Raw genomic sequence first — 24,132 nt, 5'->3', positions numbered from 1 at the left:
TTCCCGGCCGCAACGTGAGTGAGGCCACCTCAGCGAAAACTCTCATAACAAAGAATAGACTTCATTCTGCGCCCAAAGTGTGTCAACTTAGATTGACACTTAAAACAGGCGAGAACCATGTCCAAACCGTTTCCTTTTTCGGCAATCGTCGCTCAAGAGGACATGAAGAAGGCACTGCTGATGGCAGCGGTTGAGCCCCTTCTTGGCGGCGTCCTCATTTTTGGCGACCGGGGCACAGGTAAATCGACTGCGGTCCGCGCCCTGGCGGAGTTGCTTCCCAAAATCGAGACTCGCACCGGATGCAGGTTTAATTGCGAGCCCGGTCGCCCACAGGACGCCTGCCCTGTTTGTAGTGCGCCAAACGGCGCAAAAGCGCCGAAAGTGATCAAAAGCCGAACTCCCATGATCGACTTACCGCTTGGGGCAACAGAGGACAGGATCTGCGGTGCGCTTGATCTGGAAAAAGCACTCGTAGCCGGCAAGAAAGACTTCGAGCCCGGACTTCTCGCAAGTGCTAACAGGGGCTTTCTCTATATTGATGAAGTCAACCTGCTGGAAGATCACCTTGTTGATCTGTTGCTCGACGCGGCCGCCTCAGGTGTCAACGTTGTTGAACGCGAAGGCCTCAGCATCCGTCACGCCGCGCGCTTTGCGCTCGTGGGCAGTGGCAACCCGGAAGAAGGCGATCTGCGCCCGCAATTATTGGACAGATTCGGTCTGGCCGTGGATGTTCGCACGATCGACGATCTGAAACAGCGGATCGAGGTGATCCGGCGCCGGGATGCCTTCGAGGCCGACCCGGAAACCTTTTGCAAGACCTGGTCGCGCAAGGATGCCGCCATCCGCAATCGGGTCGTAAAGGCACGAAAAATCCTGCGCGACGTAGACATTCCCGACGATGTCCTGACCCGCATGTCGCAATTGTGCATGGGGCTTGGCATAGACGGTATGCGCGGTGAATTGACCCTGATGCGCGCTTGCAGAGCCTCTGCCGCTCTTGACGAACGTTTAGAAGTCACCTGGAGCGACGTGTCCGAGATTTCTCCGCTCGTGCTTTGTCATCGCCTTCGCCGCGACCCACTTGACGATGCCGGCAGTGCACCGCGCGTGGAGCGCGCGATCGCTGCAGTCAGCGTGGGCGCCGGCCATGGCTGAACCGGGCGCAAGACGCGGCTTTGGACCAGTTCCGGACCCCGATCGGTCCGGCGCCTGGGACGACGCTCTACTTGCGGCGAGACTTCTCAAAACCGGCGGCAGTCAACTGGGCGGCCTGTGGCTGAAAGCGCGTGCCGGTGGCGTCCGTGATGCCTATGTTGCACACCTGAAGGAAATTTTCGGCTCAAGAACGCACTGGATCAGGGTTCCCAATTCCGTCGGTCATTCCGCACTCCAGGGCAGCATCGACATCCCGGCAACTGCCAAGACTGGGCGGGTTGTCACAATGCCGGGCCTGCTGGCACGCGCAGACCAAGGCATTTTGCTCCTGCCGATGGCGGAAAGACTGGACGCTGCAATTGCAGCCATCATCGGCGACGCAATCGATACGAAAGTGTGCCGCTCGCCCCTGCAGTCGAAAGATCAGGGCGTCACGCAAGTGAGAACACGCTTTCAGGTGATTGCCCTTGATGAATCTGCGTCACTTGAAGAACACCTGCCACATGCGCTCTCAGACCGGCTCGGCTTGATCTCGGATCTGAGTGCTGTCTCATGGAGTGAAGTGTCCGAGACAAGCCCAAGCGCGCGGGAAGATCCGTCGCTGGCCTGGCAAGACGTTGAAATCTCAGCCGCGATCATAGAGCTGCTAGCGCAGATCGCCAGTGCCGCCGACTGCAGCTCTTTACGTCGACTACGCTACCTCACCATGGTCGCTCGTATGTTGGCGGCTCTGGAAAGCCGAGGCAGCGTTGGTGAAACCGACGCGCTTAGAGCCTTGCGCTTGTGTCTGGGTGTAAAGCTGCAAGCACAACAGATGCAGGAAGAAGATCTGGTTCCCGAAGACTGCACGCAACCATCTCCCAATGAGTGCCAAGCCCAACCGCTCGAGCCCGAGCTGAAAGAAAAGGACCGGACCAACTCCCTGCAGGACCTGACCGAGTTGACCGAGTTGCTCTCTGCAGTTGAGGCCGGAACCATCGCCGGAGTGCCGGAACTTGCAGGCAAAAATCCAGCACGGTCCAACGCTTCCCGGACAGGGAAATCCGGGACAGCGAAGAAGAACGCCCGTCGCGGCCGGCCGGTTGCCGTTTCCCGCACAGCACCCTTCCCGGACGCGCGGCCGAACGTTCTTGCGACGCTGCGCGCTGCCGCTCCCTGGCAAGTGATCCGCAGTCAGAACCGGGCCATGTTGCTCGCGCGTCTATCCGATCGGGACAAAAGGCGTGTGAAACAGCCTCGCGCGCTGATCACACGGGATGACTATCGCTTCCAGCGTTTGCGCCATGAAACGCCTTCAACCGCCATTTTCATGGTGGATGCATCAGGATCAACGGCGCTGGAACGCCTCGGGGAGACCAAAGGAGCAATCGAGCAGTTGCTATCCAGGTGCTACGTGCGCCGCGATGAGGTCGCTATGATTGCGTTCCGCGGAAAAGGTGCTGAAACGGTCCTGCCGCCGACGCGCTCGCTCGTCATGGCAAAACGCAAACTAGCGGGTCTCCCGGGCGGAGGCCCGACACCCCTGGTCTCCGGACTCGAAAAGGGACTGGAACTTGCCTTGTCCGTTCGTCGTCAGGGCAGCACGCCGGTCATGGTGCTGCTGACCGACGGTCGCGGTAATATTGCGCGAAACGGCAAACCGGACAGAACCCGCGCACAAGAGGAACTCGGGCTTGTTGCCGGTCGGTACCGGAGCCTCGAAATGCGCTCGATCTGCATCGACATTGCCCGTCGTCCGCGGGAATCCGTAGCCTCGCTGGCACAAACCATGGGCGCAGATCTGCATTTCCTGCGACATGCGGACGCCGGATCGATGTCGGATGTTGTCAACGCATCCCTTGAAGAGGCAAGAGGATGAATAAGGATCGCGACTGGCTGGACTGGGAAATAGACGGAGCGGATTGGCCGTTTCGGAATGCCAGCCGGTTTGTCGAGGTTGCCGGCTATCGCTGGCATGTTCAGGAATTTGGACCAGGTACTGCCCCCTGTGTCCTGTTGATCCACGGGACTGGCTCAGCCTCGTTCTCATGGCGAAATATGGTGCCGCTTCTGGAGAACCGCTTCAGGCTGCTCGTGCCTGACCTCCCTTGCCACGGCTTCACGCGCCCGACCGCGTCACCCGACCTCTCCCTTGAAGGCATGACAACCTCGATCCGGTCTCTCCTGAACACGCTGGCAGTCCAGCCGGAGACCATCATCGGCCACTCGGCCGGGGCGGTCATTGGTGTCTCGCTGGCTTCCGCCGCTCTCAGATCCGTGGACCCCGTCCGACACTCGCATCGCGTCCTCGGCATAAACGGTGCCCTCAAGCCGATCCGCGGAAATCGCGTCCTGTCACCGATGGCAAAAGCGCTTTTCGCAAATCCGTTGTCGGCCTCCATGTTTTCCCTTTTGGCAAAATCAACGCCACTTGGACACAATCTTTTGACGGCAACCGGGTCTCCGATCGATGCCCGCGGAGAAGCGATCTACCGCCGGCTTCTGGGGTCGACCGGACACGTGCGCGGCGCTCTCGGCATGATGGCCTCCTGGGACTTGTCCCATCTCAACGCCATGCTCAGACGCCTTCCCACACCGCTGGATCTGTTCACGGCAGAAGACGACCCGATGGTTCCGGCTTCAAGCTCAAAGAAAGCTGCAAGCCTTGTGCGGGACGGCAGCCTCACCCTGACACCGACAGGCGGGCACCTGGTGCATGAGTGCCATGCGGAGATCGTTGTCGACTGGATCGAAACCATCGTTTCGAACGGCCACTCAAATGGCGCGGACGCGGCATGAGGCGAACGAGCACCATATTCGGCGTACCGCTGAAAAGGGCAAGGTCTGCCACGTGCAGCCAGAGCTGGAGACAGACGTTGTGTCACACGGCAAATCCGTAACCGTATTACTCACGCTTGGACGTCTGCCGAAAGCGCTCGAACTCGCGCGTGCGCTCGCCGCAGCCGGGTGCCGGGTCCTGGTCGCCGACCCATTCGCCTTTCATCTGTGCCGGGCATCAAACGCGGTCGCGAAATCGTTCAAAACACCTTCGCCGCACAGCTGTCAGGAGCAATATCTGTCCTGCCTTCTCGACATCGTGGCACGCGAAGACGTCGATCTGATTCTTCCCGTTTCCGAAGAGGCACTCCATGTCAGCCTCCTGAAAGACAGGCTGCCGGATCGAACACGTCTGTTCGCGCTTCCGAACGAAGATCTTCAGACCCTGCACGACAAATATAGCTTTATCCAAATTGCTGAAAAAGCAGGCTTGAGAGCCCCGGAAACGCACCTTGCCTCCGACGCGCAGGCATCGCGCCTTGCAGCCTCCTGCGACACCGTTCTGAAACCGAGGCTCGGCTGCTCCGGCCAGGAATTGCGCATGCTATCACCGGACAGCCTCCCGAAGGAAGCGCTTGGGAATTCGGAAACGATCATACAAAAGCGCATGTTCGGACGCGAGGTCAGCACGTTGAGCCTGTGCCGCGATGGCAAAGTGCTCGCACACGTCACCTATGAAGGTCTTGTTTTTACCGGGACAGTCGCAGTCTGCTTTCAACGCGTCGACGATTTGCCTCTGGTGCAGCAGTGGGTCGCCGATTTCGCAAGGACCGGCAGCTATTCCTACTTCCTCGCTTTCGACTTCATCGTGGATGGTGACGGAACGCCATGGCCGCTGGAATGCAACCCGCGCCTGACCAGCGGCATTCACTTTCTTTCCCCCAAGGACATTGCAGGCGCGATCACGAATTTCGAAGGGGCAACGAACGTCGGAACAAAACCGCGCGAGCGCTTTCAGGAATCGCACACAACGCTTTTGCAGGTCTATGGCAACTTTTTCCGGCCGCAAAAGGCGCTTCGCCATCTTCGCGCAATGCTGAGCGCAAGAGACGTCCTCTGGTCCTTTGCCGATCCCGCGCCGTTTCCGCTCATGACGCCTTATTCTTGGCCTGTTCTGAAGCAGGTGATTTTTCGCGGGCGATCCTTCGGCGAAGCTGCCACACGCGACATTGCCTGGCCGCCGCAAAGGACTGTCCAGCGCGACGCTTCAACACCGGTCGTCAAGTCCGTTAGTGCCCATGGTTCCTGCTCCTGACCCGCACCTGGATCTCCTCGGACGGCCGCGTCGTCAGGCGCGCCGCCGGCTTCACGTCTCCAGCTCCCACGGGAAAGAAGTCGAAGGCGCGCGTCAGCCGCCCCAGGATCAATGCGCTTTCGATCGCAGCAAAGCCTGCGCCGACGCAGGTGTGAGGCCCGGACCCGAAAGGAACGTAGGTCCCGGGCAAAACCTCCTTCTCCCGCTCCGGCATGAAACGCTCGGGATCAAAGCGATCAGGATCTTTCCAGTAGCGCGTGTGCCGATGAAGAGTCCACGGCGAAATCATCAGGAGCGCACCTTTGCGCACTTTGTAGGTGCCGATCCGTGTTGCCTTGAGAGCAACGCGCGGCATGAATGTGATCGGCGGGTAAAGCCGCAGTGTTTCCCGGAAAATGGCCCTGGTGTAGCTAAGCGCGCGCGTCGCCTCAAAGGTGATCTCCTGGCCCTCGGTGACGGCGTCGACTTCACTTCGCAGCCGCACAAGCACGTCGGGACACATCGCGAGCATGTAAAAGGCCCACGTGAGCGCACTCGCCGTTGTTTCGTGCCCGGCGAGGAAAAAAACGCCAAGCTGGTCGATAAGCTCGTCACGCGTGAAAGGATCGCCGGTTTCCGCGTCCCGCGCGGAAATGACCGCGCTGGCGATGTCATCGAAGCGGCCAGCGTCAGGGCCGGTATGCGTATCGATCAGTCCGCCCAGATGATGGCGAATGCGCTTACACGCTGCCAGCACCTCAGAGCTCTGGGGAACCTTGGTCCAGGCCGGATCCATGATCAGTCGCCAGATTTTCACTTGTGCAACGCCGCGTTCAAACACCTCGAAATCGTCAAAGACATCTCTCGAAATCTGACTATCGAGAGATGTCGAGAATACTGTCCTGCAGATGATATCGGCCGTCAGCTCACTCATGATCCGATCGAGCGACAGGACGTCGCCGCGTTCGGCGCTCGATTGCAAGCGTTCGATATAGGCGTCAACGGCTTGCTGCATTGCCTTGAAGGCATGTGTGAGACGCATCTTGGAAAAGGCCGGATCGATCATCGCCCGTTGCCGCCGCCACTTCGCCCCATCCGTGACAAAAATGGAATCGCCGATCAGCGGCTCCAGCGCTCCCACCATGAGGTCGCTCTTGGGAAAGATGCCGTCTGCGTCGTGAAGGATATGCCGCACAAGTTCAGGATCATTGAACAACTTGATCGAACGCCGGGAGTAGCCGAGTTCCCCGGCATCCATCGTAAAGGCAGCGCCGGGCAAAAGACTGAGAAGGTCTCCCTCCCCGTTCCAGACCGTGCGCAAAAGCGCCATGACGGGCGGCAAACGCGATGGTCGCGGAGGAACGTAAATCTCAGCTGCCGACATTTTTTCCTCCGCCCCTCAAGGTGTTGCAGGCCATCACGGGAGATCCGAACCCATGACCGTTTATGACCTCTTCAAAGTGTTCATCGCTCTTCATATTGCGACAGGTGCACCTGGACTGATCGGTTTCTGGGTACCGGTTTTTGCCAAGAAGGGCGGGGAAAGACACCGGTGGTGGGGCCGGCTTTTCGCCGCAGCGATGCTGTTCACCGGCACGGTTGCCATGTTGATGGCAACGCTCACGCTGATCGCCCCGATGGCGACCCACCCGCATCTCGTCCACCACGAGGATTTTTCCGATCCGGTTCTGGTCCGCGGGATATTCGGCTGGATGATGCTTTATCTCGGGCTCCTGACGGTCAATCTTGCCTGGTACGGCTGGCTTTGCGCCGTGAACAAACGGGAGCAGCGCAAAAATCAGACGTTTTTGAACTGGGGACTGCAGGCCGCGCTGTTCATTGCCTCTGCAAACTGTGCGCTGCAGGGCGTTCTGATCGCGCAGCCCATGATGATTGGCATTTCCATGGTCGGCTTCGCGACAGTTGCGACGAATGTATGGTTCCTGCGCAAAACAGATCCGGGCCCGGTCGAATGGCTGCTGGAACATATCAAAGCGATCGTTGGCACCGGGATCTCGGTCTACACGGCCTTCTTTGCATTCGGAGCCGTGCGCCTCATGCCGGAACTCGCGCTGGCACCGGGGCTTTGGGCGATCCCCCTTGCAACCGGTTTGGCACTGATCTTCTACCATCGCCATCAAGTCAGCCGTCGCTTCGTGAACAAGGCCATGCGACCTCGCAGCGGCAGGCCTCTCGACCTGGACGCCGCAGAATAATCTGAAAGGGTCTTCTTTCTGAGACAGAAAAGTGTAAACTAAATTTTACACAAGGGAAGAGCCTGATTGACACGCAATTGTCCAACCAGGCCGGCTCGATGGGGAAAGGAGCGCCAGCGTGAACATTGCCCCGGACATTCCGTCAAAGATCACGGGACCGGACAGGCCAGGAGCGCCCCACGCCGTCGTGATCGGGGCGGGCGTTGGCGGGCTGTCCGCCGCGGCCCTCCTGGGCAAGAAGGGCTACAGGGTAACGGTTTTCGATCCTCTGGACGCGCCGGGTGGGCGTGCCTATGCCTACCGGCAGGACGGGTTCACCTTCGATGCCGGCCCGACGATCATCACCGCACCATGGCTGTTCGAAAAGCTCTGGGCAGATTGCGGCGGCAGACTGGCGGACGATCTGGACATTCGCGCGAACAATCCGTTTTACAAGATCCGCTTCTCGGATGGATCCGTTTTCACCTATTCGGGAGACCAGGCGGCCATGGAAGCGGAGATTGCCCGCTTTGAACCCGATGATGTGGCCGGATACCGCAGCTTCATGGAAGAAAGCCGCCAGATCTACGAGTATGCCTTCCTGGAACTCGCCGACAAGCCGTTTCACAGCCTGCCATTCACGCTGAGCACCTTTGCGCAGCTCGTCAGGCTCGGCGGATACAGATCGGTTTACAGCGTCGTCAAGAAACACTTCAAGAGCGATAAACTGAGATCGGTTTTCTCGTTTCATCCGCTTCTGATTGGCGGAAACCCGTTCACCACAACGTCCTTTTACTGCCTGATCGCACATCTTGAGAGCAAGCACGGTGTTCACTATGCGATGGGCGGAACGAACAAACTCGCCAGTGGAATTGCCGGCCTTGTCGAAAGGAACAACGGCACAATCCGTCTGAAGGAGACCGTCGAAACCATTCTGACAGAAGGCAAAAGGGCGACGGGTGTCCGTCTCGCGTCTGGAGAGACTGTTCCTGCGGATATCGTCGTCTCCAACTGCGATTCCGCGATGACATACGGCAAGCTCCTAAAAGACTACCCGCGCAAACGCTGGACCGATCGCAAGATCAGGCGCGGTGACTTCTCGATGAGCCTGTTTGTCTGGTATTTCGGCACCGACCGCCGATATGACGATGTCGGTCATCACACGATGCTTTTCGGGCCGCGCTACAAGGAGCTGCTGGAAGATATCTTCATCAAGAAACACCTTGCGGAAGATTTCAGCCTCTACCTGCATCGTCCTTCAGCAAACGATCCGTCCGTTGCCCCGGAGGGCTGTGACGCGTTCTATGTCCTCAGTCCGGTTCCCAACCTGGCGAGCGGCACGGATTGGTCAACATTTGCCGAAAACTACCGGAAGAAAATTGCCGCTCAGCTCGAAGCGACCGTTTTACCGGACTTGTCTCAGCATGTGGTGAGTTCCAGAGTTCTGACGCCGGTCGATTTTCGCGAACGGCTCCTGTCCTGGCAGGGGGCTGCATTTTCCTTTGAGCCCAAACTGCTTCAAAGTTCCTGGTTCCGGCCGCACAACAAAAGCGAGGAGCTCCAAAACCTCTATTTGTGCGGTGCCGGGACACATCCTGGAGCGGGACTGCCTGGCGTTGTCTGTTCGGCGCAAATCGTGGCGGACCTCGTCCCCGACCCTGCTGCTTTGGCTCAGTCGGCGCGAACAGCGGGTGAACCACGATGAACAAGGTCAGCCCGCGTGCACTGGACGGTTTCGAGCCGTTCGCTCTTCATGCAAAAACCTCTCTGGATTCGTCCGACCGGCGCTATGGGCTTTCACGACACAGGAGCGACCTGAACGCCTGCACAGCATCCATTCGCAAAGGCTCCAAGTCCTTTCATCTCGCTTCGTTGCTCCTGCCACCAGAGGCCCGGAAAGCAGCCGTTGCGCTCTATGCCTTTTGCCGCCACTCCGATGACCTGATCGACGATCCCCGTTCGGACAGACATGCACTTGAACAGTTGAGGCAAAGGCTTGACCTCATCTATCAGGGCGCTCCGGCAGACTATCCTTGCGACCGTGCGTTTCAGAAAACGGTGACCGATTACGCCATCCCCAAATGTATACCCGCCGCTCTGCTGGATGGATTTGAAATGGATATCACCAATCGGCACTACCAGACACTCGAAGACGTCAAGGAATATGCAACGGGCGTTGCGGCAACCGTCGGCCTGATGATGTCACTGCTCATGCGCACGGGCGAGCCGCAACATCTCGCCCGGGCCGCGGATCTCGGCATCGCCATGCAGCTCACGAACATTGCAAGGGACGTCGGTGAAGATGCGCGAAACGGGCGTATCTATCTGCCGGCGGACTGGCTCGAACAGCATGGGATCAATCCGGAGACCTTTCTTGTCTCACCCCGCTTTTCCCCAGCATTGGGAGAGGTGATAAAGCGATTGCTTAAGACAGCCGGACACCATTACCGGCTTGGCCACGCCGGGATAGCTGCCCTTCCTCCCGAATGTCGGCATGCCATCCGCTCTGCGGCCCTCATTTATGAAGAAATCGGCACGGAGATCGCGGCAAACGGATATGACAGCGTGACACAAAGGGCGCATACAGGCCTGATGCGAAAGGTTTCGCTCCTGGCAGCAGCACGACGGCCTGCAACAGACCGGAGCGCAAGCGCAAAGCAAGCCAGGCAAACGCCTGCCGACCCGGCAGCTGCGGAGCTCGTAAACGCAGCGGCCCGGTCCTTTTCCATCGCCAAGGCGAGGAGATCCTATCAGTCGCATGGGCTGCCCGACGCCTCTGCGTCCGAACGGTTGTTATGCGTTCTGATCAGGCTGCAAAACGAAAGCCGGCAGGATCTGCGCTTCCACAAACTGGCGGCCCGGCAAAGGGCGGCAAGACTGACGTGAAGCGCGACTCTACCGGTCGCTAGCAGATTTACGCCCTGGAATTTCGCGGCATCCTGAAGGGCAGCATCATCCTGACGAACGGGTTGGCAAGGCGCCCGCAATCGAGCGTCTCATGCACCATCTGGAGCCGCTCTCCCTCCAGCGTCGTCTCAACAAGCGACCGCGTGTAAAACGGTGTGTCCTCCAACCGCCTCGACCTGTCGGGTTTGGCCGTTTCATCGCAGTGGATGTTGCCGCGTATGCCCCACGCCCCGCGCGGCAAGGATTTTCGGATCGGCAAATCGATCGGCTCGGCATCACGTCCGGCGGAAAAGGCAAGACCGAGAGTGCGGTCTTCGCCACTGCGCATCTTGGCGTCGTAAAGAATGAATGTCTTCTCGCCCTGTGCGCGTCCGCGCGCCCAGTCCCAGGCCCTGAAATCGCTCTCGAGCGGACGCGATCCGAAGTTGAGGTCATGGTACGCCTCCCCTTCCCAACCGCCTTCAGGAAGAAGGTCACACTCAAACTTGATCCGCGCCTGCGGAACCAGTGGCCACCACACGTGACGGCCATCCGCATCCAGGTCGAACGGTTTCAGATAAAGAAACTCCGGCTCCAGACGAATGCGGCCCCTGAACTGCCGGGGCAAGAAGCGATGTCCGGGCCAGGGAAGCGCCACTTCTTCGAAATCCAACTCCAGTCCGCCACTGGACCAGCCCAGGCCGCTGTTGCCTATCCGGAGGCTCTTGGAGTTGCGGACCAGGCTGCTTGATCCGCGCTCGGTCATTGCCCAGATGTTTCCGGAGGGTCGATAGACTGCCACGTTGAAAGCCACGTGGTTTTCCGGCCTCTTGCGGCCGGACAGGTGATAGTAGGGAGAAAACACGGACCCTATGAAGGCAATCACCGTGAGGGCGTACGTGCCGCAGTCGCTGGTCGCGTCGAGATACCACCACTGATAGCCGCCCGGGGGAACCGGCTGGTCATAGCGGCATCCGTTAACGCTTGTTCGGCTGCCAGTTTCCCCGATAGCGCCGCCATCGGAATCCCCGGCCCCGGATGCACGCTGCCCCCGGCCAGATAGAGGCCCGACAGGTTTCCCGTCGCCCCCAACCGGCTGAATGAAGCCATCCAGCCGTGCGAGGCCTGACCGTAAAGTGCTCCCCCTGTCGCCGGAAAGAGCTTGTTGAAACCGTCCGGCGCCGTCAGATCCTGGGCTTGCCGGTCTCTGTGAAGTGTCAATCCGTTCCTCGCCAGACGGCGGTCGATCGCTGTGAGGCATTGCTCCAACTCGCTTGTCGAATAGCTGTGAGTGTCGCCGTCGGCCGGCAAGTTCATCAGGCAGTAAATACGTTCGCGGCCCGTTGCCGCTCCGGGAGAACGCGGGCCACCGGAGCTGTTCCGGTCTTGTGCGCAAACGTAGACCGTGGGATCCGCCGGGGCAGCGCGATCCCGAAAGACGGCTTGAAATTCGGCGTCGTAATCATCTGAAAAAAAGACTGTGTGATGTGTCAGCGGCACACCCTTTGTTGCCGCCAGGCCGCACGAAACCAGGGCCGACTGGGAGCGTTTCGCGGCAGGCACTCGCTTGTAGCCCTTTCCCCGCGCCGGTGTCAGGAGGTCCTGGAGCGCACTGACATCGCCGTTGAAAATAACGCGATCTGCCTCAATCACCTCGCCGGATGACAGGCGGACAGCCGTGACCTTGCGGTCAGACCGATCTGTCTCAATCTGATCGGCGCGGGCACCAAAACGAAACACCACACCGTAGGATTCCGCGAGCGCCTGAAACCGGGTCGCAATCGCATGCATGCCGTCTTTCGGTATCCAGACGCCGGCCTGTTCGACATGTGCGACAAGCATGAGCGTTGCAGGCGCGGCAAAAGGAGATGAGCCGCAATAGGTTGCATAGCGCCCGAAGAGCTGTCTCAGACGCGGGTCCGTGAAGTAACCGCCCAGTGCCGTCCACAGTGTCGAGAACGGGCGCAGCGCCAGCATATCCGCAAACCTGTTAAATCCGATCCGCCGGGACAATGTCACCGGACTGGGTCTGGACGCGCTGATAAACGTGTCCTTCAGAGTCTCGAAAATACGTTTGCTGTCCGCAGCAAACTCCCGATAGCCCGCTGCATCTTGCCGTCCTGAAAACGCTCCGATCGCACCAGCGCTTTTCTCCACATCGGCATAAAGGTCGAGTGCGGCAGCACCCGCCCAATAATGCCTGGCAAGTAGATCTGCCCGATCGAGTTTGACTTCGTCCTCCAAACTGGTGTTCAAGCCGGACAGCAAGTCATCAAAGACCCATTTCATTGTCAGAACCGTCGGTCCTGCATCGAAGGCCGCCTTCCCACCTGCCTGGACCTGACGCATTTTGCCGCCCGGCGCGGCTCCGGCCTCGAGCACGATCACGGAGACATCCGAATTCGCCAGGCGCAACGCGGCCGCAAGGCCGCCCATTCCCGCTCCGATAATCACGACCCTGGTTTCCGGCATCTTGCCCACAACGCGGTCCTTGAAGTTGACATTTCAATGCAATGTGTCAATCTTAATTGACAGTATAACGTCAAACAAAATTGACATCCATACTAAATTGAGGAGTGGCTCCATGGACCTGTCGGATCGCATCGAAACCGGGATGCAAACAGCCATACGCTACGCCACCGCGAACGGGTGCCCTCAAAAACTCTCAGATGCTTTCCGATATGCCGTTTTCCCTGGCGGTGCCCGCATTCGCCCCAGACTGTCTATCGCTGTTGCACTCGCCTGCGGTGACCGCGACCCGAAAGTGGCTACTGCTGCTGCGACGGCTATCGAACTTTTGCATTGCGCCTCCCTGGTCCACGACGATCTGCCCTGCTTCGACAATGCGGAAACGCGGCGCGGGAAACCGTCAGTCCATGTTGAATTTGGCGAAGAGATCGCCGTGCTGGTCGGCGATGGCCTTATCGTGAGCGCCTTTGAAACGGTCGCGCGGGAAACCCAGCACGCCCCGGAACTGACCGCTCCGCTTATCTCGACCATCGCGAATGCGGTCGGTTCACCCTATGGACTGGTTGCCGGGCAGGCCTGGGAGAGTGAACCTGAAATCAACATAACGGCCTATCACCGCGCCAAAACGGCGTCGCTTTTCACTGGTGCCGTTTCTACCGGTGCTCTTTCGTCAAAAGGAAATCCGCTTGAGTGGTACGCTTTGGCCGATGCCCTCGGAGCTGCCTACCAGGCGGCCGACGACCTTTACGATGCCATGGACGACAATGGCAGCATGGGCAAACCGACCGGACAGGATCAGGCGAACGGGAAACCGAACCTGGTCGCGGAATTTGGCGTGGAAGGTGCGTTGAAGCAACTACACCACCTCGTACTCCAGGCGGCGGACAGCGTTCCTGATTGCCGCGGATCGGAAATGCTCAAGGCGATGATCCACAAGGAAGCCAAGAGGCTGATGCCGAAGAAGCTTGCGGCAAGTGCGGCTTGAGGCCGCCAAACGGAGCACAAAGTGGCAACGAGCAGAAACGACGAAGGCACCGCCCCAGAATTGAGCCTGCCATCCACCGCCCCCTTTTATCAGGAGGCGGAACAGCGTTTGCCGCAGCGCGCTGTTCGCTTCCGGAACTGGCGCAATCGTAAAATCGCTTCGGCGCGTTTTCGGAACTTGATCATGCGCATTCCAGGGCTGCGTTCCATTGCCAACAGAAAAGCTGTTACCCTGTTTCGTCTGACGGCAGGCTTCGTCTTCAGCCAGGTTTTGACGACCTGTGTGAGGCTGGGTGTCTTCGAACAGCTTGAGAAAGGTCCCGGGTCAGCGGAGCAGCTGGCACGCGCAAGCGGGATCTCCGCCGAAAAAATGCAGCTTCTCCTTGAACAGGCCGAGCGGCTGGACCTTGTGACACAGATTGAACCGGGATCATGGATGCTCGACGATGCCGGTGCGGTTGTGGCTGGCGATCAGGGTATCAAACAGATGGTCCTGCACCACGAGATGTTGTACCGGGACCTAACCTCGCCCGAAGATCTTCTGAAACACCCGGAAAAAGAGACGCAAATGAAGTCGTTCTGGGCGTATGCACGTGGCAGGCAAACGCTTGAACTGAACGAAAACACGGCACAAAGATATTCTTCATTGATGCACAGCAGCCAGAGCATGCTCGCTGACTGCATCCTGGACGCGCACGATTTCGGCCGATACGGATCAATCCTCGATGTCGGAGGCGGAGATGGCAGCTTCCTGACCGCTTGTGCCGGTCGGCATCCGGACCTTCGTTTGCATCTTTTCGATCTGCCGGTCGTCACAGGGCTGGCACGCGAAAACCTGAAAGCAAATGGACTTGGAAACAGAGCAAACGTACATGGCGGAGACTTCGTAAACAGTCCAATTCCGGACATGGCCGACTGCGTCAGCCTCGTTCGAATCCTGTGCGACCATGATGATGATCGTGCCAGGCAGATCCTCAAGAACCTGCATGCGTCTCTCCGGCCCGGCACGAAACTGATGATCGCAGAGGCCATGTCCGGCCCATCGGAAGGCGCCCGGCTCGCGGCCGTCTATTTCAGCTTTTACTTTCTTGCCATGGGGTCCGGGCGTTGCAGGAGCGACGCGGAAATCAAGGCCATGCTTATTGAATGCGGCTTCAACAAGCCCCGTACCATCAAGACCAACAATCCCCTGCTGGCAACACTGGTGTTCGCTGAACGCTGATTTTCACGGCCATTGTTGCAAAATGTGTAAAAATTAATTGACACTTTTGAGCGTCAATTTAAAATGACAGTTGTATCTGCTGGATCCGATGTGCGGGAGGCACAAAGATGGACACCACGGCAATTGTCTTTGAAGAGCCAGGCACGCTGAGCGTGAAGCAATTGGCGCTGACACCGCCGGACGCGTGCGATGTGGTTGTCGAAACTCTTTTCAGCGGAATTTCAACCGGCACTGAGAAAATGCTTTTCGAAGGCTCCATGCCGCAGTTCCCGGGTATGGGCTACCCGCTCGTGCCCGGATACGAATCAATTGCCACTATCGTGGAAGCTGGGTCGGGGTCAGGTCGGCGGCCTGGCGAGACCGTGTTCGTACCTGGAGCGAATTGCTACACCCATGCTGCCGGCCTATTCGGAGCCTCCGCGGATCGACTTGTTGTGCCGGGCAGCCGAACCATACCGGTGCATGAGGACATTGCGGAGGATGCCGTTCTGCTCGCCTTGGCCGCGACGGCGCACCGCGCCCTGAGCCGGGCGCAAGAGCCGGTCGATGTGATTATTGGCCACGGTGTCCTTGGACGGTTGATTGCACGGATCGCCATTGCGCAAGGCCAAAAGCCACCGCGTGTGCTGGAGGCGAACCCCGAACGGCGCAAGGGCGCTGAAGGGTATGACGTTCTCGACCCCCACAGCGACGCATCGAATGTTTCAAGCTACTGCACCATCGATGCAAGCGGTGACCCCACCGCCATCGACAGCGCGATCGCAGGGTTGCACCGAAATGGCGTCCTGGTTCTTGCCGGCTTTTATGGAGACACGGTGCGCTTCGCCTTCCCGCCTGCCTTCATGCGCGAGGTAACCCTCTCGCTCTCCGCCGAGTTCACGCCCGAAGACACGCATGCCGTTCTCGGTCTTGTCGCGGACGGACGCCTTTCACTGAACGGCCTCATCACACATCACGCACATCCGAAGGAAGCTTCGCAGGCATATCGAACCGCCTTTGACGATCCTTCCTGTCTGAAAATGGTCATCGACTGGAGGAACCCCTCATGATCCTCGAAAACCAGCCCGGTCAGCGCTATCGGATGCAGGACTTTCTGCGTGAGGAGGCGGCGGTTGAACCGGATGCTCCGGCGACTGGACCGGTTACCAAGGAAACGCAGATCATAGCGATCTACGGCAAGGGCGGCATCGGCAAGAGCTTCACCCTGGCGAACCTGTCTTACATGCTCGCCCAACTTGGCAAAAAGGTTCTGTTGATCGGTTGCGACCCCAAAAGCGACACCACCTCGCTCCTGTTCGGAGGGCGGGCCTGCCCAACCATCATCCAGACTGCCTCAACCCGCAAGGAAGCCGGAGCGGAGGTGGCGATTTCAGACGTCTGTTTCAAACGCGACGGCGTGTTCGCGATGGAACTCGGCGGCCCTGAAGTCGGGCGTGGCTGTGGTGGACGCGGCATCATTCACGGGTTCGAAACCCTCGAGAAGCTCGGCTTTCATGACTGGGATTTCGACTATGTCCTGCTGGACTTCCTCGGTGACGTTGTCTGTGGCGGTTTCGGACTGCCGATCGCCAGAGACATGTGCCAGAAAGTCGTCGTTGTCGGGTCCAACGACCTTCAGTCGCTCTATGTCGCCAACAATGTCTGCTCGGCCGTGCAGTATTTCCGCAAGCTTGGCGGCAATGTCGGTGTAGCGGGGCTTGTCGTCAACAAAGATGACGGTACGGGCGAAGCCCATGCCTTTGCGGACGCCGTTGGCATTCCCGTTCTGGCTTCGATTCCGCAGGACGAGGACATTCGCCGGAAAAGCGCGAATTACCAGATCATCGGCATGCCGGGCGGAACCTGGGGACCACTTTTTGAGTCGCTGTCCATCAACCTGGCGGAAGCACCGCCGGTGCTGCCCGGCCCACTGGATCAGGACGGCCTGCTGAACCTGTTCGATTCCAGCCAGACCGGCGCTGATTATCAACTTGAGCCCGCGACATCTGAAGACATGTGCGCAGCCGGCGCGGCCGACAAGCCATCTCTCGAGGTGGTTTACGACACGATCTAAAGACCGGACAGGACCATGAAAACGCACCCGAAGGAAAGCGAACCGGAGTATGCTGGAGGCACTGATGCCACCGGCAGCGACGAGATCGCACGCCCGGATGCCTCCGCTGATCACAAGGCGGAAAGTGCCGGTTGCCACAGCAAGGCTGAGTTTTCGAAAGCAACCGCGCGATCCCTCGGAAACGGGGACCTCATGGATCGCCTGGAGGCGGATTATCCCAAGGGTCCGCATGATCAGCCGCAGTCCATGTGTCCGGCCTTTGGATCGCTGCGGGTCGGTCTGCGCATGCGCCGGGTGGGAACCATCCTGTCCGGCTCGGCCTGTTGCGTCTACGGCCTGACCTTCACATCCCACTTCTACGGAGCCAAACGGTCCGTCGGCTATGTGCCTTTCGATTCCGAAACGCTTGTCACCGGCAAGCTTTTCGAAGACATCGTCGAATCGGTGCATGCAATGGCGGATCCGAAGAAATTCGACGCTGTCGTGGTTACAAATCTCTGCGTACCGACAGCTTCCGGCGTTCCGTTGCAAATGTTGCCGCGCCAGATCGATGGGGTGCGCATTGTCGGTATCGACGTGCCAGGGTTCGGAGTGCCGACGCACGCAGAGGCCAAGGACGTCCTGTCCGCTGCCATGCTCGCATATGCGCGGCAGGAAGCTTCCGAAGGTCCTGTCCTGCCACCGCGTGACGGATTGAAAGACAAACCGACCGTAACACTTGTTGGCGAAGTTTTTCCGGCCGATCCCGTTGTCATTGGCGGCATGCTCGAGCCCATGGGACTCGCCGCCGGGCCAACTGTTCCTGTTCGCGAGTGGCGCGAACTCTATTCGGCGCTCGACTGTGCGGTGGTCGCCGGCATTCATCCGTTCTACACCGCAAGTTTCCGCGAATTCAAAGCCGCGGGCCGCGACATCGTCGGCTCTGCCCCGATCGGCCTCGATGGCACCGATGCCTGGCTTTCGGCGATCGGTGAAACATGCGGCATTGCGGCAGACAAGACCAACGCCAGCCGCAACGCGATGCACGGCGCAATCTCTGCCGCCCTTGGTGCCAACCGTATCGACGGACGTATCACGCTGTCGGGCTACGAAGGGTCTGAACTGCTTGTCGGCCGCCTGCTCGTCGAACTCGGCGCCGATCTGCGTTATGTGGGAACCGCTTGTCCCAGAACACCTTACAGCGAGGAAGATGCCCAATGGCTGGAAGCGCGCGGGGTCGAGGTCAGGTTCCGGGCGTCGCTTGAACAGGATCTGGATGCTTTCGAGGCGTTCGAGCCCGACTTGGCAATCGGCACAACGCCGGTCGTCCAAAAGGCGAAGGAATGCGCAACACCCGCTCTGTACTTCACAAACCTCATCTCGGCCCGGCCCTTGATGGGACCGGCCGGCACCGCCTCACTGCCCGGAGTAATCTCCACCGCAATCGCCAACAAGGACCGGTTCCTGAAGATGCAAGACTTCTTTGAAGGGGTTGGCCAAGGGGACACATCCGGGATCTGGCAGGGGGTACCGGAAGACAAAAGCGGCTATCGCCAGAAATATGCCGCACGCCTCAAAAAATCACAGAACGCGGTCGATAACGGGGAGAGCGTCGGATGCTGATCCTCGACCATGACAGGGCTGGCGGCTACTGGGGTTGCGTATACGCCTTCACAGCAATCAAAGGACTTCAGGTCATCATTGACGGCCCTGTGGGTTGCGAAAACCTGCCCGTCACCTCGGTCCTGCACTACACCGATGCACTGCCACCGCACGAGTTGCCGATCGTGGTCAGCGGCTTGTCCGAGGATGAACTCGGTCAGCATGGAACCGAAAGCGCGATCAAGCGCGCACGCCAGGTGCTCGATCCGGATCTTCCAGCTGTCGTCGTGACCGGGTCCATTGCGGAAATGATCGGCGGCGGTGTCACGCCCGAAGGCTCAAACATCAAGCGGTTCCTGCCGCGTACAATCGATGAAGATCAGTGGCAAAGCGCAGATCGCGCCTTGAAATGGCTCTGGACGGAATTCGGACCCAAACGTGTTCCCAAACCGCGCAAACGCAAGGAAGGTGCAAAACCAAGGGTCAACATCATCGGTCCGATCTATGGCACCTACAACATGCCTTCCGACCTGCACGAAATTCGGCGGCTGGTTGAAGGGATCGGTGCGGAAATCAACATGGTATTCCCGCTCGGAAGCCACGTTGAAGACCTCCGGAAGCTTGGCGACGCCGACGCAAACATCTGTCTCTACCGTGAATTCGGCCGACAGCTTTGCGAGACGATGGAGCGGCCCTATCTGCAGGCTCCTATCGGCATTCATTCCACAACCGCCTTCCTGGAAACACTTGGTGAGATTCTCGATCTCGACCCGCAGCCCTTCATCGAAAAAGAAAAGCATACAACGCTGAAGCCCTTGTGGGACTTGTGGCGCTCCGTCACCCAGGATTTCTTCGCCACGGCGAATTTCGCAATCGTCGCGAATGAAACCTACGTTCGCGGCGTCCAGAATTTCCTCGAAGGAGAGATGGGGCTTCCCTGCACATTCGCGGTCGCCCGCAAGGCCGGCACCAAGACAGACAATCCTGACGTCGCCGAGCGAACCGCAAGCAATCCCCCCATGATCATGTTCGGCTCCTTCAACGAACGCATGTACATGGCAGAAGCGGGCGCGCGCGGGAAATTCATCCAGCTTTCCTATCCGGGCGCGATTGTCCGCCGGCACACCGGGACGCCGGTCATGGGCTACTCGGGCGCCTGCTGGCTGATCCAGGAAATCTGCAACGCCTTGTTCGACGTGCTTTTTGAAATCCTCCCGCGCGCCGGTGAACTCGATGCGATCGAGGCGACTTCCGCGCGCCAGAAGACAGAGTACCAGTGGCATCCGGATGCCCTCGCCGCCCTCGACGCACGGATCAACCGGGAACCGGTCCTTGCGCGCATTTCAGCCGCTAAGCGGCTTCGCGAGGCTGCCGAACTGGAAGCGTGGGCCGACAATTCAACCGAAGTCACATTCGCGCATGTCGCAAGGATCGCAAAGACGGCCGGAGCTCCGGCATGACAGACGAAACTTCAGATCCGGTTCAAAAGACCAAGGAGAAATAGCATGGTTTCGACAACACACCAGGACCAGGTTGTCCGCAGCCGATATCAGGAGCGAGAGGCCGACCGCCTCATGATGAAGCGTCTGTTTTTCCTTGTTTTTCCCATTTGCTTCATCGCAATCGCGCTGGTCCGCATCAGCACCGTATTCAGCGCGCGGGACGGCCGTGCGGAAGGCTCCGTTTTCGAAGAAGCCAAAGCATCCGCCTATGCAGCCTTGGGTTACGCCTTTCACGCGTAGCCCCCCATTTTGCCGACGCTTTCGGCGTTGGCAAAAGCCCAGAGGACCGGTCTACCGACTTCACTGGACCCCTGCCGCGAGGGTTGTGCGCGGTAACCGCCGAAAGGCAAGCATCGGAGGTCATTTCAATGGCTTCAGACAAAGAATCCCTAACGGGGATTTCTCACGAGGAGGCGCAGGAGTTTCATCGATACTTCGTCAAAAGCGCGATCTTGATGTCGCTCTTTCCCTTCCTAGCCCACATTTCGATGTGGCTCTACCAACCGTGGCTCTAGGGTCCACACCAGATAAGGATGTGAAGACATGTGGAGAGTTTGGCTCCTCTTCGATCCGCGTCGAGTGCTCGTTGGCCTCGCGGTGTTTCTTTTCACCTTGGCAGTGCTGATTCACTTCATCCTGCTGAGTTCGGAAAAGTACAACTGGCTGGACAACGCCGCTCTTTGGGGACCGGGATCGCAAATCGAATTGCTTCAACCGGACCAGAACACCGCCCTGGTCTGAACGGCCAGGACTGTTCAACATCATCGGTGGCGGAGGGTCCCGCAGTTCCTCGCTCACGCGGCGTTCAGCGTCTTCCGCCACCAAGCCTTGCTTCAAGAGATTAGCTGCGCTGATGCACCGCTACGCAGCGGCTAAGGAGGACTTCATGGCTTTGCTCAGCTTTGAAAGAAAGTACCGCGTTCGCGGCGGGACGCTGCTTGGCGGAGATCTCTTCGATTTCTGGGTCGGCCCGTTTTATGTAGGCTTCTTTGGTATAACCGGTGCCTTTTTCATTATACTGGGCACTGCCCTTGTGATTTATGGCGCGGCGATCGGACCAACCTGGAACATTTGGCAAATCTCGATTGCACCCCCTGATCTTTCCTACGGTCTCGCTCTCGCCCCGATGAAGGAAGGTGGCCTCTGGCAGATCATAACGATTTGTGCAATTGGGGCATTTTGTTCCTGGGCCCTGCGCGAGGTCGAGATATGCCGCAAACTCGGGATGGGATATCATGTCCCTATCGCTTTTTCCTTTGCGATATTCGCTTATGTGACGCTCGTTGTCTTCCGCCCGCTGCTTCTCGGCGCCTGGGGCCACGGCTTTCCATACGGTATCTTCAGCCATCTCGACTGGGTGTCGAACGTTGGCTATCAGTACCTGCACTTCCACTACAATCCGGCCCACATGATCGCCGTGACCTTCTTCTTCACGACGACGCTTGCGCTCTCGCTTCATGGCGGTCTCATTCTTTCGGCCGCCAATCCCGGCGCGTCCATGGAAGGCGGCGGCCAGCAGGCCGAGGTGAAAACACCCGAATATGAAGATACCTTCTTTCGCGACATCATCGGCTATTCCATCGGCACGCTCGGCATTCATAGGCTCGGTCTGATCCTGGCGCTTAACGCGGGATTTTGGAGTGCTGTCTGCATCGTCATCAGCGGACCTTTCTGGAACCAGGGCTGGCCGCAATGGTGGAATTGGTGGCTAGACCTGCCGATCTGGAACTGAGGGGAAACGCCATGACCCAATACCAGAACATTCTCACAGTCGTTCAAATCAGCGGGCCCGCCGAAGAAGGCATGCCGCTCCCCAAGGACGACAGCCCGCGCACCGGAACGCCCATCATGTCGAGACTGCTGGGCTGGATCGGCAACGCCCAGCTCGGTCCCATCTATCTCGGCTATCTGGGAACACTGTCGCTCGTTTTCGGTCTGATCGCATTCGAGATAATCGGCCTCAACATGTGGGCGTCGGTCGGCTGGGATCCAATCCAGTTTGTCCGCCAGCTCTTCTGGCTCGGCCTCGAGCCGCCACCTGCCGAATACGGCCTGTCCATGCCGCCCCTGAACGACGGAGGCTGGTGGCTGATCGCCGGTTTCTTCCTGACTGCGTCCATTCTGTTGTGGTGGGTCCGCGTCTACCGGCGCGCCCGGCAACTCGAGATGGGAACCCACGTTGCCTGGGCCTTCGCCTCGGCAATCTTCCTGTTCCTCGTTCTCGGCTTCATCCGGCCGATCCTGATGGGCAATTTCTCCGAGGCCGTGCCGTTCGGGATCTTCCCGCATCTTGATTGGACCGCCGCTTTCTCGATCCGGTATGGCAACCTCTACTACAACCCCTTCCACTGTCTGTCGATCGTCTTCCTCTACGGCTCGGTGCTGCTCTTCGCAATGCACGGCGCAACCATTCTGGCTGTCGGAAAATACGGCGGTGAACGGGAGCTGGAGCAGATTACCGACCGGGGTACCGCCTCTGAGCGCGCAGCGCTCTTCTGGCGCTGGACCATGGGCTTCAACGCGACCATGGAATCCGTTCACAGATGGGCCTGGTGGTTCGCCATCCTGACACCGCTGACCGGTGGCATCGGCATTCTTCTGACCGGCACAGTTGTCGACAACTGGTACCTGTGGGGCATCGAGCACGGCATCGTCGCGCCCTTGCCGGACATTTATCCGGACGTCGTTGACCCGTTGGCCCAGTAAGGAGAGGGAAAATGCAACTTTGGATACCATTTGCAGCATCCGCCGGAACACTCCTTGCCATCGCCAGTTTTGTCGGTGCGGATTGGGACGCACCGCCTGTTGAATCGGTCCAGATCGGTTACCGCGGCACCGGCATGTACCTGGAAAAGGACATTGAAAAGGAAAAGGCGCTCATGGCGGCGAACGTCGTCCCCGAAGCTCCCTGGGAGGCTGATCCTGAAGGAGACCGCGCGCGCGAGCTTTACGAGAACGTCCAGGTGCTGGGAGATCTGTCCGATGATCAGTTCAACCAGTTCATGGCCGCGATCACGGAATGGATTTCTCCCGAAGAAGGCTGCGAATACTGCCACAACGCAGAGAACTTCGCCTCGGACGAAGTCTACACGAAAGTCGTCGCGCGGCGCATGATCCAGATGAACCAGACCATCAATGTGGACTGGGGCGACCATGTCGGCGATGTTGGAGTGACCTGCTACACTTGCCACCGCGGTCAGCACATACCGGCAAACTACTGGTACGACGATCAGGAGCCGAAACCTGCGAGCGCGATGAGCCGCCACGGCGGCGTGGGCAAATTCGTCGGCAACACCTCCATGCCGCAAAACGCACTCATGGACTATCTGCTGGAGGACAAGCCGATCCGGGTTCATTCGCTCACCGCCCTGCCCGATCCGGATAGCCCGAACCCGGCCGGCACCAAGGAAACCGAGAGTACCTGGGCCTTGATGATGCACATGTCTGAGGGTCTCGGGGTCAACTGCGTGACCTGCCACAACTCGCGTGCCTTCAATGACTGGGATCAGAGCCCGCCCCAGCGCGTCACGGCCTGGCACGGGATCAACATGACCCGGGCCCTGAACGTTGACTACATGGTCGGGCTCACACCGGTCTTCCCGGAAAACCGGCTGGGGCCGGAGGGCGACGTTCTCAAGATTGGCTGCTCGACCTGCCATAACGGTGTTCAAAAACCGCTCTACGGCGTGTCGATGCTGCAGGACTACGTCGATGCGCTCGACAAGAAGGGACCGACCGACGTCCCGGACTTTTCAACTTATGTTCCTGGGGAAACTCAGGTCATGGGCGCGGAAACGCCGGCAAATTCATCCGCGCTGCCTCTCCAAACCACAGTCGCGGATGCAGCAAACTAACCCGCGCCGGCGTGACCGTCACTTGAAAGGGAGCCTCTCGGGCTCCCTTTCTTTTTGGCAACAACCGCTTTGGCCTGACCCACTGCTGTCCGGTTTAGAATTTGCTGTCCAACTCATGTCATTGAAAAAGCGGGAGTGTTTTGTCCTACGCTAAGTCGGGATACGGACCTGTTTCCCGGA

21 protein-coding genes are annotated in these 24,132 nt (G+C 59.0%); 18 read left to right on the top strand and 3 right to left on the bottom strand.

What is annotated here, in order from left to right; translation table 11 throughout:
* The first annotated feature begins 117 nt into the window (after window positions 1-117).
* Genes bchI through RDA78_RS17045 form a run of 4 tightly spaced genes read left to right on the top strand, consistent with a single transcriptional unit; the run spans window position 118 to window position 5,227 of the window.
* Window positions 118-1,155: a magnesium chelatase ATPase subunit I gene (bchI, locus tag RDA78_RS17060; protein ID WP_434051013.1), complete on the top strand. Its 1,038-nt coding sequence runs from the start codon at window positions 118-120 to the stop codon at window positions 1,153-1,155.
* Window positions 1,148-3,013, top strand: a complete 1,866-nt coding sequence (locus RDA78_RS17055; RefSeq protein ID WP_434051012.1) for a VWA domain-containing protein — start codon at window positions 1,148-1,150, stop codon at window positions 3,011-3,013. The genes bchI and RDA78_RS17055 overlap by 8 nt, the downstream gene beginning before the upstream one ends.
* Complete coding sequence (bchO, locus tag RDA78_RS17050) at window positions 3,010-3,933, top strand: alpha/beta fold hydrolase BchO (RefSeq protein ID WP_434051011.1); 924 nt, start codon at window positions 3,010-3,012, stop codon at window positions 3,931-3,933. Before RDA78_RS17055 ends, bchO begins: the two co-directional genes overlap by 4 nt.
* Complete coding sequence (locus RDA78_RS17045; RefSeq protein WP_434051010.1) at window positions 3,914-5,227, top strand: ATP-grasp domain-containing protein; 1,314 nt, start codon at window positions 3,914-3,916, stop codon at window positions 5,225-5,227. The genes bchO and RDA78_RS17045 overlap by 20 nt, the downstream gene beginning before the upstream one ends.
* Here RDA78_RS17045 and RDA78_RS17040 read toward each other — a convergent pair.
* Window positions 5,202-6,590, bottom strand: a complete 1,389-nt coding sequence (locus RDA78_RS17040) for a cytochrome P450 (RefSeq protein WP_434051009.1) — start codon at window positions 6,588-6,590, stop codon at window positions 5,202-5,204. The genes RDA78_RS17045 and RDA78_RS17040 overlap by 26 nt on opposite strands.
* A gap of 52 nt (window positions 6,591-6,642) precedes the next feature.
* On the opposite strand from RDA78_RS17040, the gene RDA78_RS17035 reads away from it, so the two are divergent.
* The 3 genes from RDA78_RS17035 (at window position 6,643) to RDA78_RS17025 (ending at window position 10,287) form a co-directional block, all read left to right on the top strand.
* The gene (locus RDA78_RS17035; RefSeq protein ID WP_434051008.1) at window positions 6,643-7,422 is read left to right on the top strand and encodes a hypothetical protein; all 780 of its coding nucleotides are present in this window, start codon (window positions 6,643-6,645) and stop codon (window positions 7,420-7,422) included.
* 118 nt (window positions 7,423-7,540) lie between these two features.
* Window positions 7,541-9,106, top strand: coding sequence for a phytoene desaturase (locus tag RDA78_RS17030; RefSeq protein WP_434051007.1), 1,566 nt, complete (start codon window positions 7,541-7,543; stop codon window positions 9,104-9,106).
* Window positions 9,103-10,287: a phytoene/squalene synthase family protein gene (locus RDA78_RS17025; RefSeq protein ID WP_434051006.1), complete on the top strand. Its 1,185-nt coding sequence runs from the start codon at window positions 9,103-9,105 to the stop codon at window positions 10,285-10,287. Before RDA78_RS17030 ends, RDA78_RS17025 begins: the two co-directional genes overlap by 4 nt.
* 28 nt (window positions 10,288-10,315) lie before the next feature.
* On the opposite strand, the gene RDA78_RS17020 is transcribed toward RDA78_RS17025, so the two are convergent.
* Both RDA78_RS17020 and crtD read right to left on the bottom strand, forming a co-directional pair.
* Complete coding sequence (locus RDA78_RS17020) at window positions 10,316-11,101, bottom strand: carotenoid 1,2-hydratase (RefSeq protein ID WP_434051005.1); 786 nt, start codon at window positions 11,099-11,101, stop codon at window positions 10,316-10,318.
* Window positions 11,102-11,169: 68 nt separating this feature from the next.
* A complete protein-coding gene (crtD, locus tag RDA78_RS17015; RefSeq protein ID WP_434056168.1) occupies window positions 11,170-12,759 on the bottom strand; it encodes a 1-hydroxycarotenoid 3,4-desaturase CrtD in 1,590 nt (529 codons plus the stop codon).
* A gap of 112 nt (window positions 12,760-12,871) precedes the next feature.
* Between crtD and RDA78_RS17010 the strand changes: the two genes are divergently transcribed.
* The 11 genes from RDA78_RS17010 to pufC all read left to right on the top strand — a co-directional run bounded on the left by RDA78_RS17010 (window position 12,872) and on the right by pufC (window position 23,952).
* Window positions 12,872-13,741 (top strand): polyprenyl synthetase family protein, encoded by an 870-nt coding sequence (locus RDA78_RS17010; protein ID WP_434051004.1) that lies wholly within the window; start codon window positions 12,872-12,874, stop codon window positions 13,739-13,741.
* 183 nt (window positions 13,742-13,924) lie between these two features.
* Window positions 13,925-14,962, top strand: a complete 1,038-nt coding sequence (locus RDA78_RS17005; protein ID WP_434051003.1) for a methyltransferase — start codon at window positions 13,925-13,927, stop codon at window positions 14,960-14,962.
* A gap of 107 nt (window positions 14,963-15,069) precedes the next feature.
* A complete protein-coding gene (gene bchC / locus RDA78_RS17000; protein WP_434051002.1) occupies window positions 15,070-16,011 on the top strand; it encodes a chlorophyll synthesis pathway protein BchC in 942 nt (313 codons plus the stop codon).
* Window positions 16,008-17,015, top strand: a complete 1,008-nt coding sequence (locus RDA78_RS16995) for a chlorophyllide a reductase iron protein subunit X (protein ID WP_434051001.1) — start codon at window positions 16,008-16,010, stop codon at window positions 17,013-17,015. Before bchC ends, RDA78_RS16995 begins: the two co-directional genes overlap by 4 nt.
* A 15-nt stretch (window positions 17,016-17,030) precedes the next feature.
* A complete protein-coding gene (gene bchY / locus RDA78_RS16990) occupies window positions 17,031-18,617 on the top strand; it encodes a chlorophyllide a reductase subunit Y (RefSeq protein ID WP_434051000.1) in 1,587 nt (528 codons plus the stop codon).
* Window positions 18,611-20,056 (top strand): chlorophyllide a reductase subunit Z, encoded by a 1,446-nt coding sequence (gene bchZ / locus RDA78_RS16985; RefSeq protein WP_434050999.1) that lies wholly within the window; start codon window positions 18,611-18,613, stop codon window positions 20,054-20,056. Before bchY ends, bchZ begins: the two co-directional genes overlap by 7 nt.
* 45 nt (window positions 20,057-20,101) lie before the next feature.
* Window positions 20,102-20,338, top strand: a complete 237-nt coding sequence (locus tag RDA78_RS16980) for a hypothetical protein (RefSeq protein ID WP_434050998.1) — start codon at window positions 20,102-20,104, stop codon at window positions 20,336-20,338.
* Between the two features lie 303 nt (window positions 20,339-20,641).
* Window positions 20,642-20,839, top strand: coding sequence for a light-harvesting antenna LH1, alpha subunit (gene pufA / locus RDA78_RS16975; protein WP_434050997.1), 198 nt, complete (start codon window positions 20,642-20,644; stop codon window positions 20,837-20,839).
* A 145-nt stretch (window positions 20,840-20,984) separates the two neighbouring features.
* Entirely contained in the window at window positions 20,985-21,830 is an 846-nt protein-coding gene (gene pufL / locus RDA78_RS16970) for a photosynthetic reaction center subunit L (protein ID WP_434050996.1), read from the top strand.
* Between the two features lie 11 nt (window positions 21,831-21,841).
* Entirely contained in the window at window positions 21,842-22,804 is a 963-nt protein-coding gene (gene pufM, locus RDA78_RS16965; RefSeq protein WP_434056167.1) for a photosynthetic reaction center subunit M, read from the top strand.
* Window positions 22,805-22,815: 11 nt separating this feature from the next.
* Complete coding sequence (gene pufC, locus RDA78_RS16960; RefSeq protein WP_434050995.1) at window positions 22,816-23,952, top strand: photosynthetic reaction center cytochrome PufC; 1,137 nt, start codon at window positions 22,816-22,818, stop codon at window positions 23,950-23,952.
* The last annotated feature ends 180 nt before the right edge of the window (window positions 23,953-24,132 follow it).

This window comes from Roseibium sp., assembly GCF_051016195.1.
In the GTDB taxonomy this organism is placed as follows: Bacteria; Pseudomonadota; Alphaproteobacteria; order Rhizobiales; family Stappiaceae; genus Roseibium.
Note: the sequence above shows the minus strand (reverse complement) of the source record. Positions and strands in the feature narration are given on the sequence as shown.

What these genes read in the sequence shown, in the direction of transcription:
- bchZ (WP_434050999.1), top strand. Translation starts at nt 18,611, where the DNA reads ATGCTGATCCTCGACCATGACAGGGCTGGCGGCTACTGGGGTTGCGTA.
- RDA78_RS17005 (WP_434051003.1), top strand. Translation starts at nt 13,925, where the DNA reads ATGCGCATTCCAGGGCTGCGTTCCATTGCCAACAGAAAAGCTGTTACC.
- RDA78_RS17035 (WP_434051008.1), top strand. Translation starts at nt 6,643, where the DNA reads ATGACCGTTTATGACCTCTTCAAAGTGTTCATCGCTCTTCATATTGCG.
- pufC (WP_434050995.1), top strand. Translation starts at nt 22,816, where the DNA reads ATGCAACTTTGGATACCATTTGCAGCATCCGCCGGAACACTCCTTGCC.
- bchC (WP_434051002.1), top strand. Translation starts at nt 15,070, where the DNA reads ATGGACACCACGGCAATTGTCTTTGAAGAGCCAGGCACGCTGAGCGTG.
- bchI (WP_434051013.1), top strand. Translation starts at nt 118, where the DNA reads ATGTCCAAACCGTTTCCTTTTTCGGCAATCGTCGCTCAAGAGGACATG.
- pufL (WP_434050996.1), top strand. Translation starts at nt 20,985, where the DNA reads ATGGCTTTGCTCAGCTTTGAAAGAAAGTACCGCGTTCGCGGCGGGACG.
- RDA78_RS16980 (WP_434050998.1), top strand. Translation starts at nt 20,102, where the DNA reads ATGGTTTCGACAACACACCAGGACCAGGTTGTCCGCAGCCGATATCAG.
- bchY (WP_434051000.1), top strand. Translation starts at nt 17,031, where the DNA reads ATGAAAACGCACCCGAAGGAAAGCGAACCGGAGTATGCTGGAGGCACT.
- crtD (WP_434056168.1), bottom strand. Translation starts at nt 12,759, where the DNA reads ATGCCGGAAACCAGGGTCGTGATTATCGGAGCGGGAATGGGCGGCCTT.
- RDA78_RS16995 (WP_434051001.1), top strand. Translation starts at nt 16,008, where the DNA reads ATGATCCTCGAAAACCAGCCCGGTCAGCGCTATCGGATGCAGGACTTT.
- pufA (WP_434050997.1), top strand. Translation starts at nt 20,642, where the DNA reads ATGTGGAGAGTTTGGCTCCTCTTCGATCCGCGTCGAGTGCTCGTTGGC.
- pufM (WP_434056167.1), top strand. Translation starts at nt 21,842, where the DNA reads ATGACCCAATACCAGAACATTCTCACAGTCGTTCAAATCAGCGGGCCC.
- RDA78_RS17055 (WP_434051012.1), top strand. Translation starts at nt 1,148, where the DNA reads ATGGCTGAACCGGGCGCAAGACGCGGCTTTGGACCAGTTCCGGACCCC.
- bchO (WP_434051011.1), top strand. Translation starts at nt 3,010, where the DNA reads ATGAATAAGGATCGCGACTGGCTGGACTGGGAAATAGACGGAGCGGAT.
- RDA78_RS17025 (WP_434051006.1), top strand. Translation starts at nt 9,103, where the DNA reads ATGAACAAGGTCAGCCCGCGTGCACTGGACGGTTTCGAGCCGTTCGCT.
- RDA78_RS17045 (WP_434051010.1), top strand. Translation starts at nt 3,914, where the DNA reads ATGGCGCGGACGCGGCATGAGGCGAACGAGCACCATATTCGGCGTACC.
- RDA78_RS17040 (WP_434051009.1), bottom strand. Translation starts at nt 6,590, where the DNA reads ATGTCGGCAGCTGAGATTTACGTTCCTCCGCGACCATCGCGTTTGCCG.
- RDA78_RS17010 (WP_434051004.1), top strand. Translation starts at nt 12,872, where the DNA reads ATGGACCTGTCGGATCGCATCGAAACCGGGATGCAAACAGCCATACGC.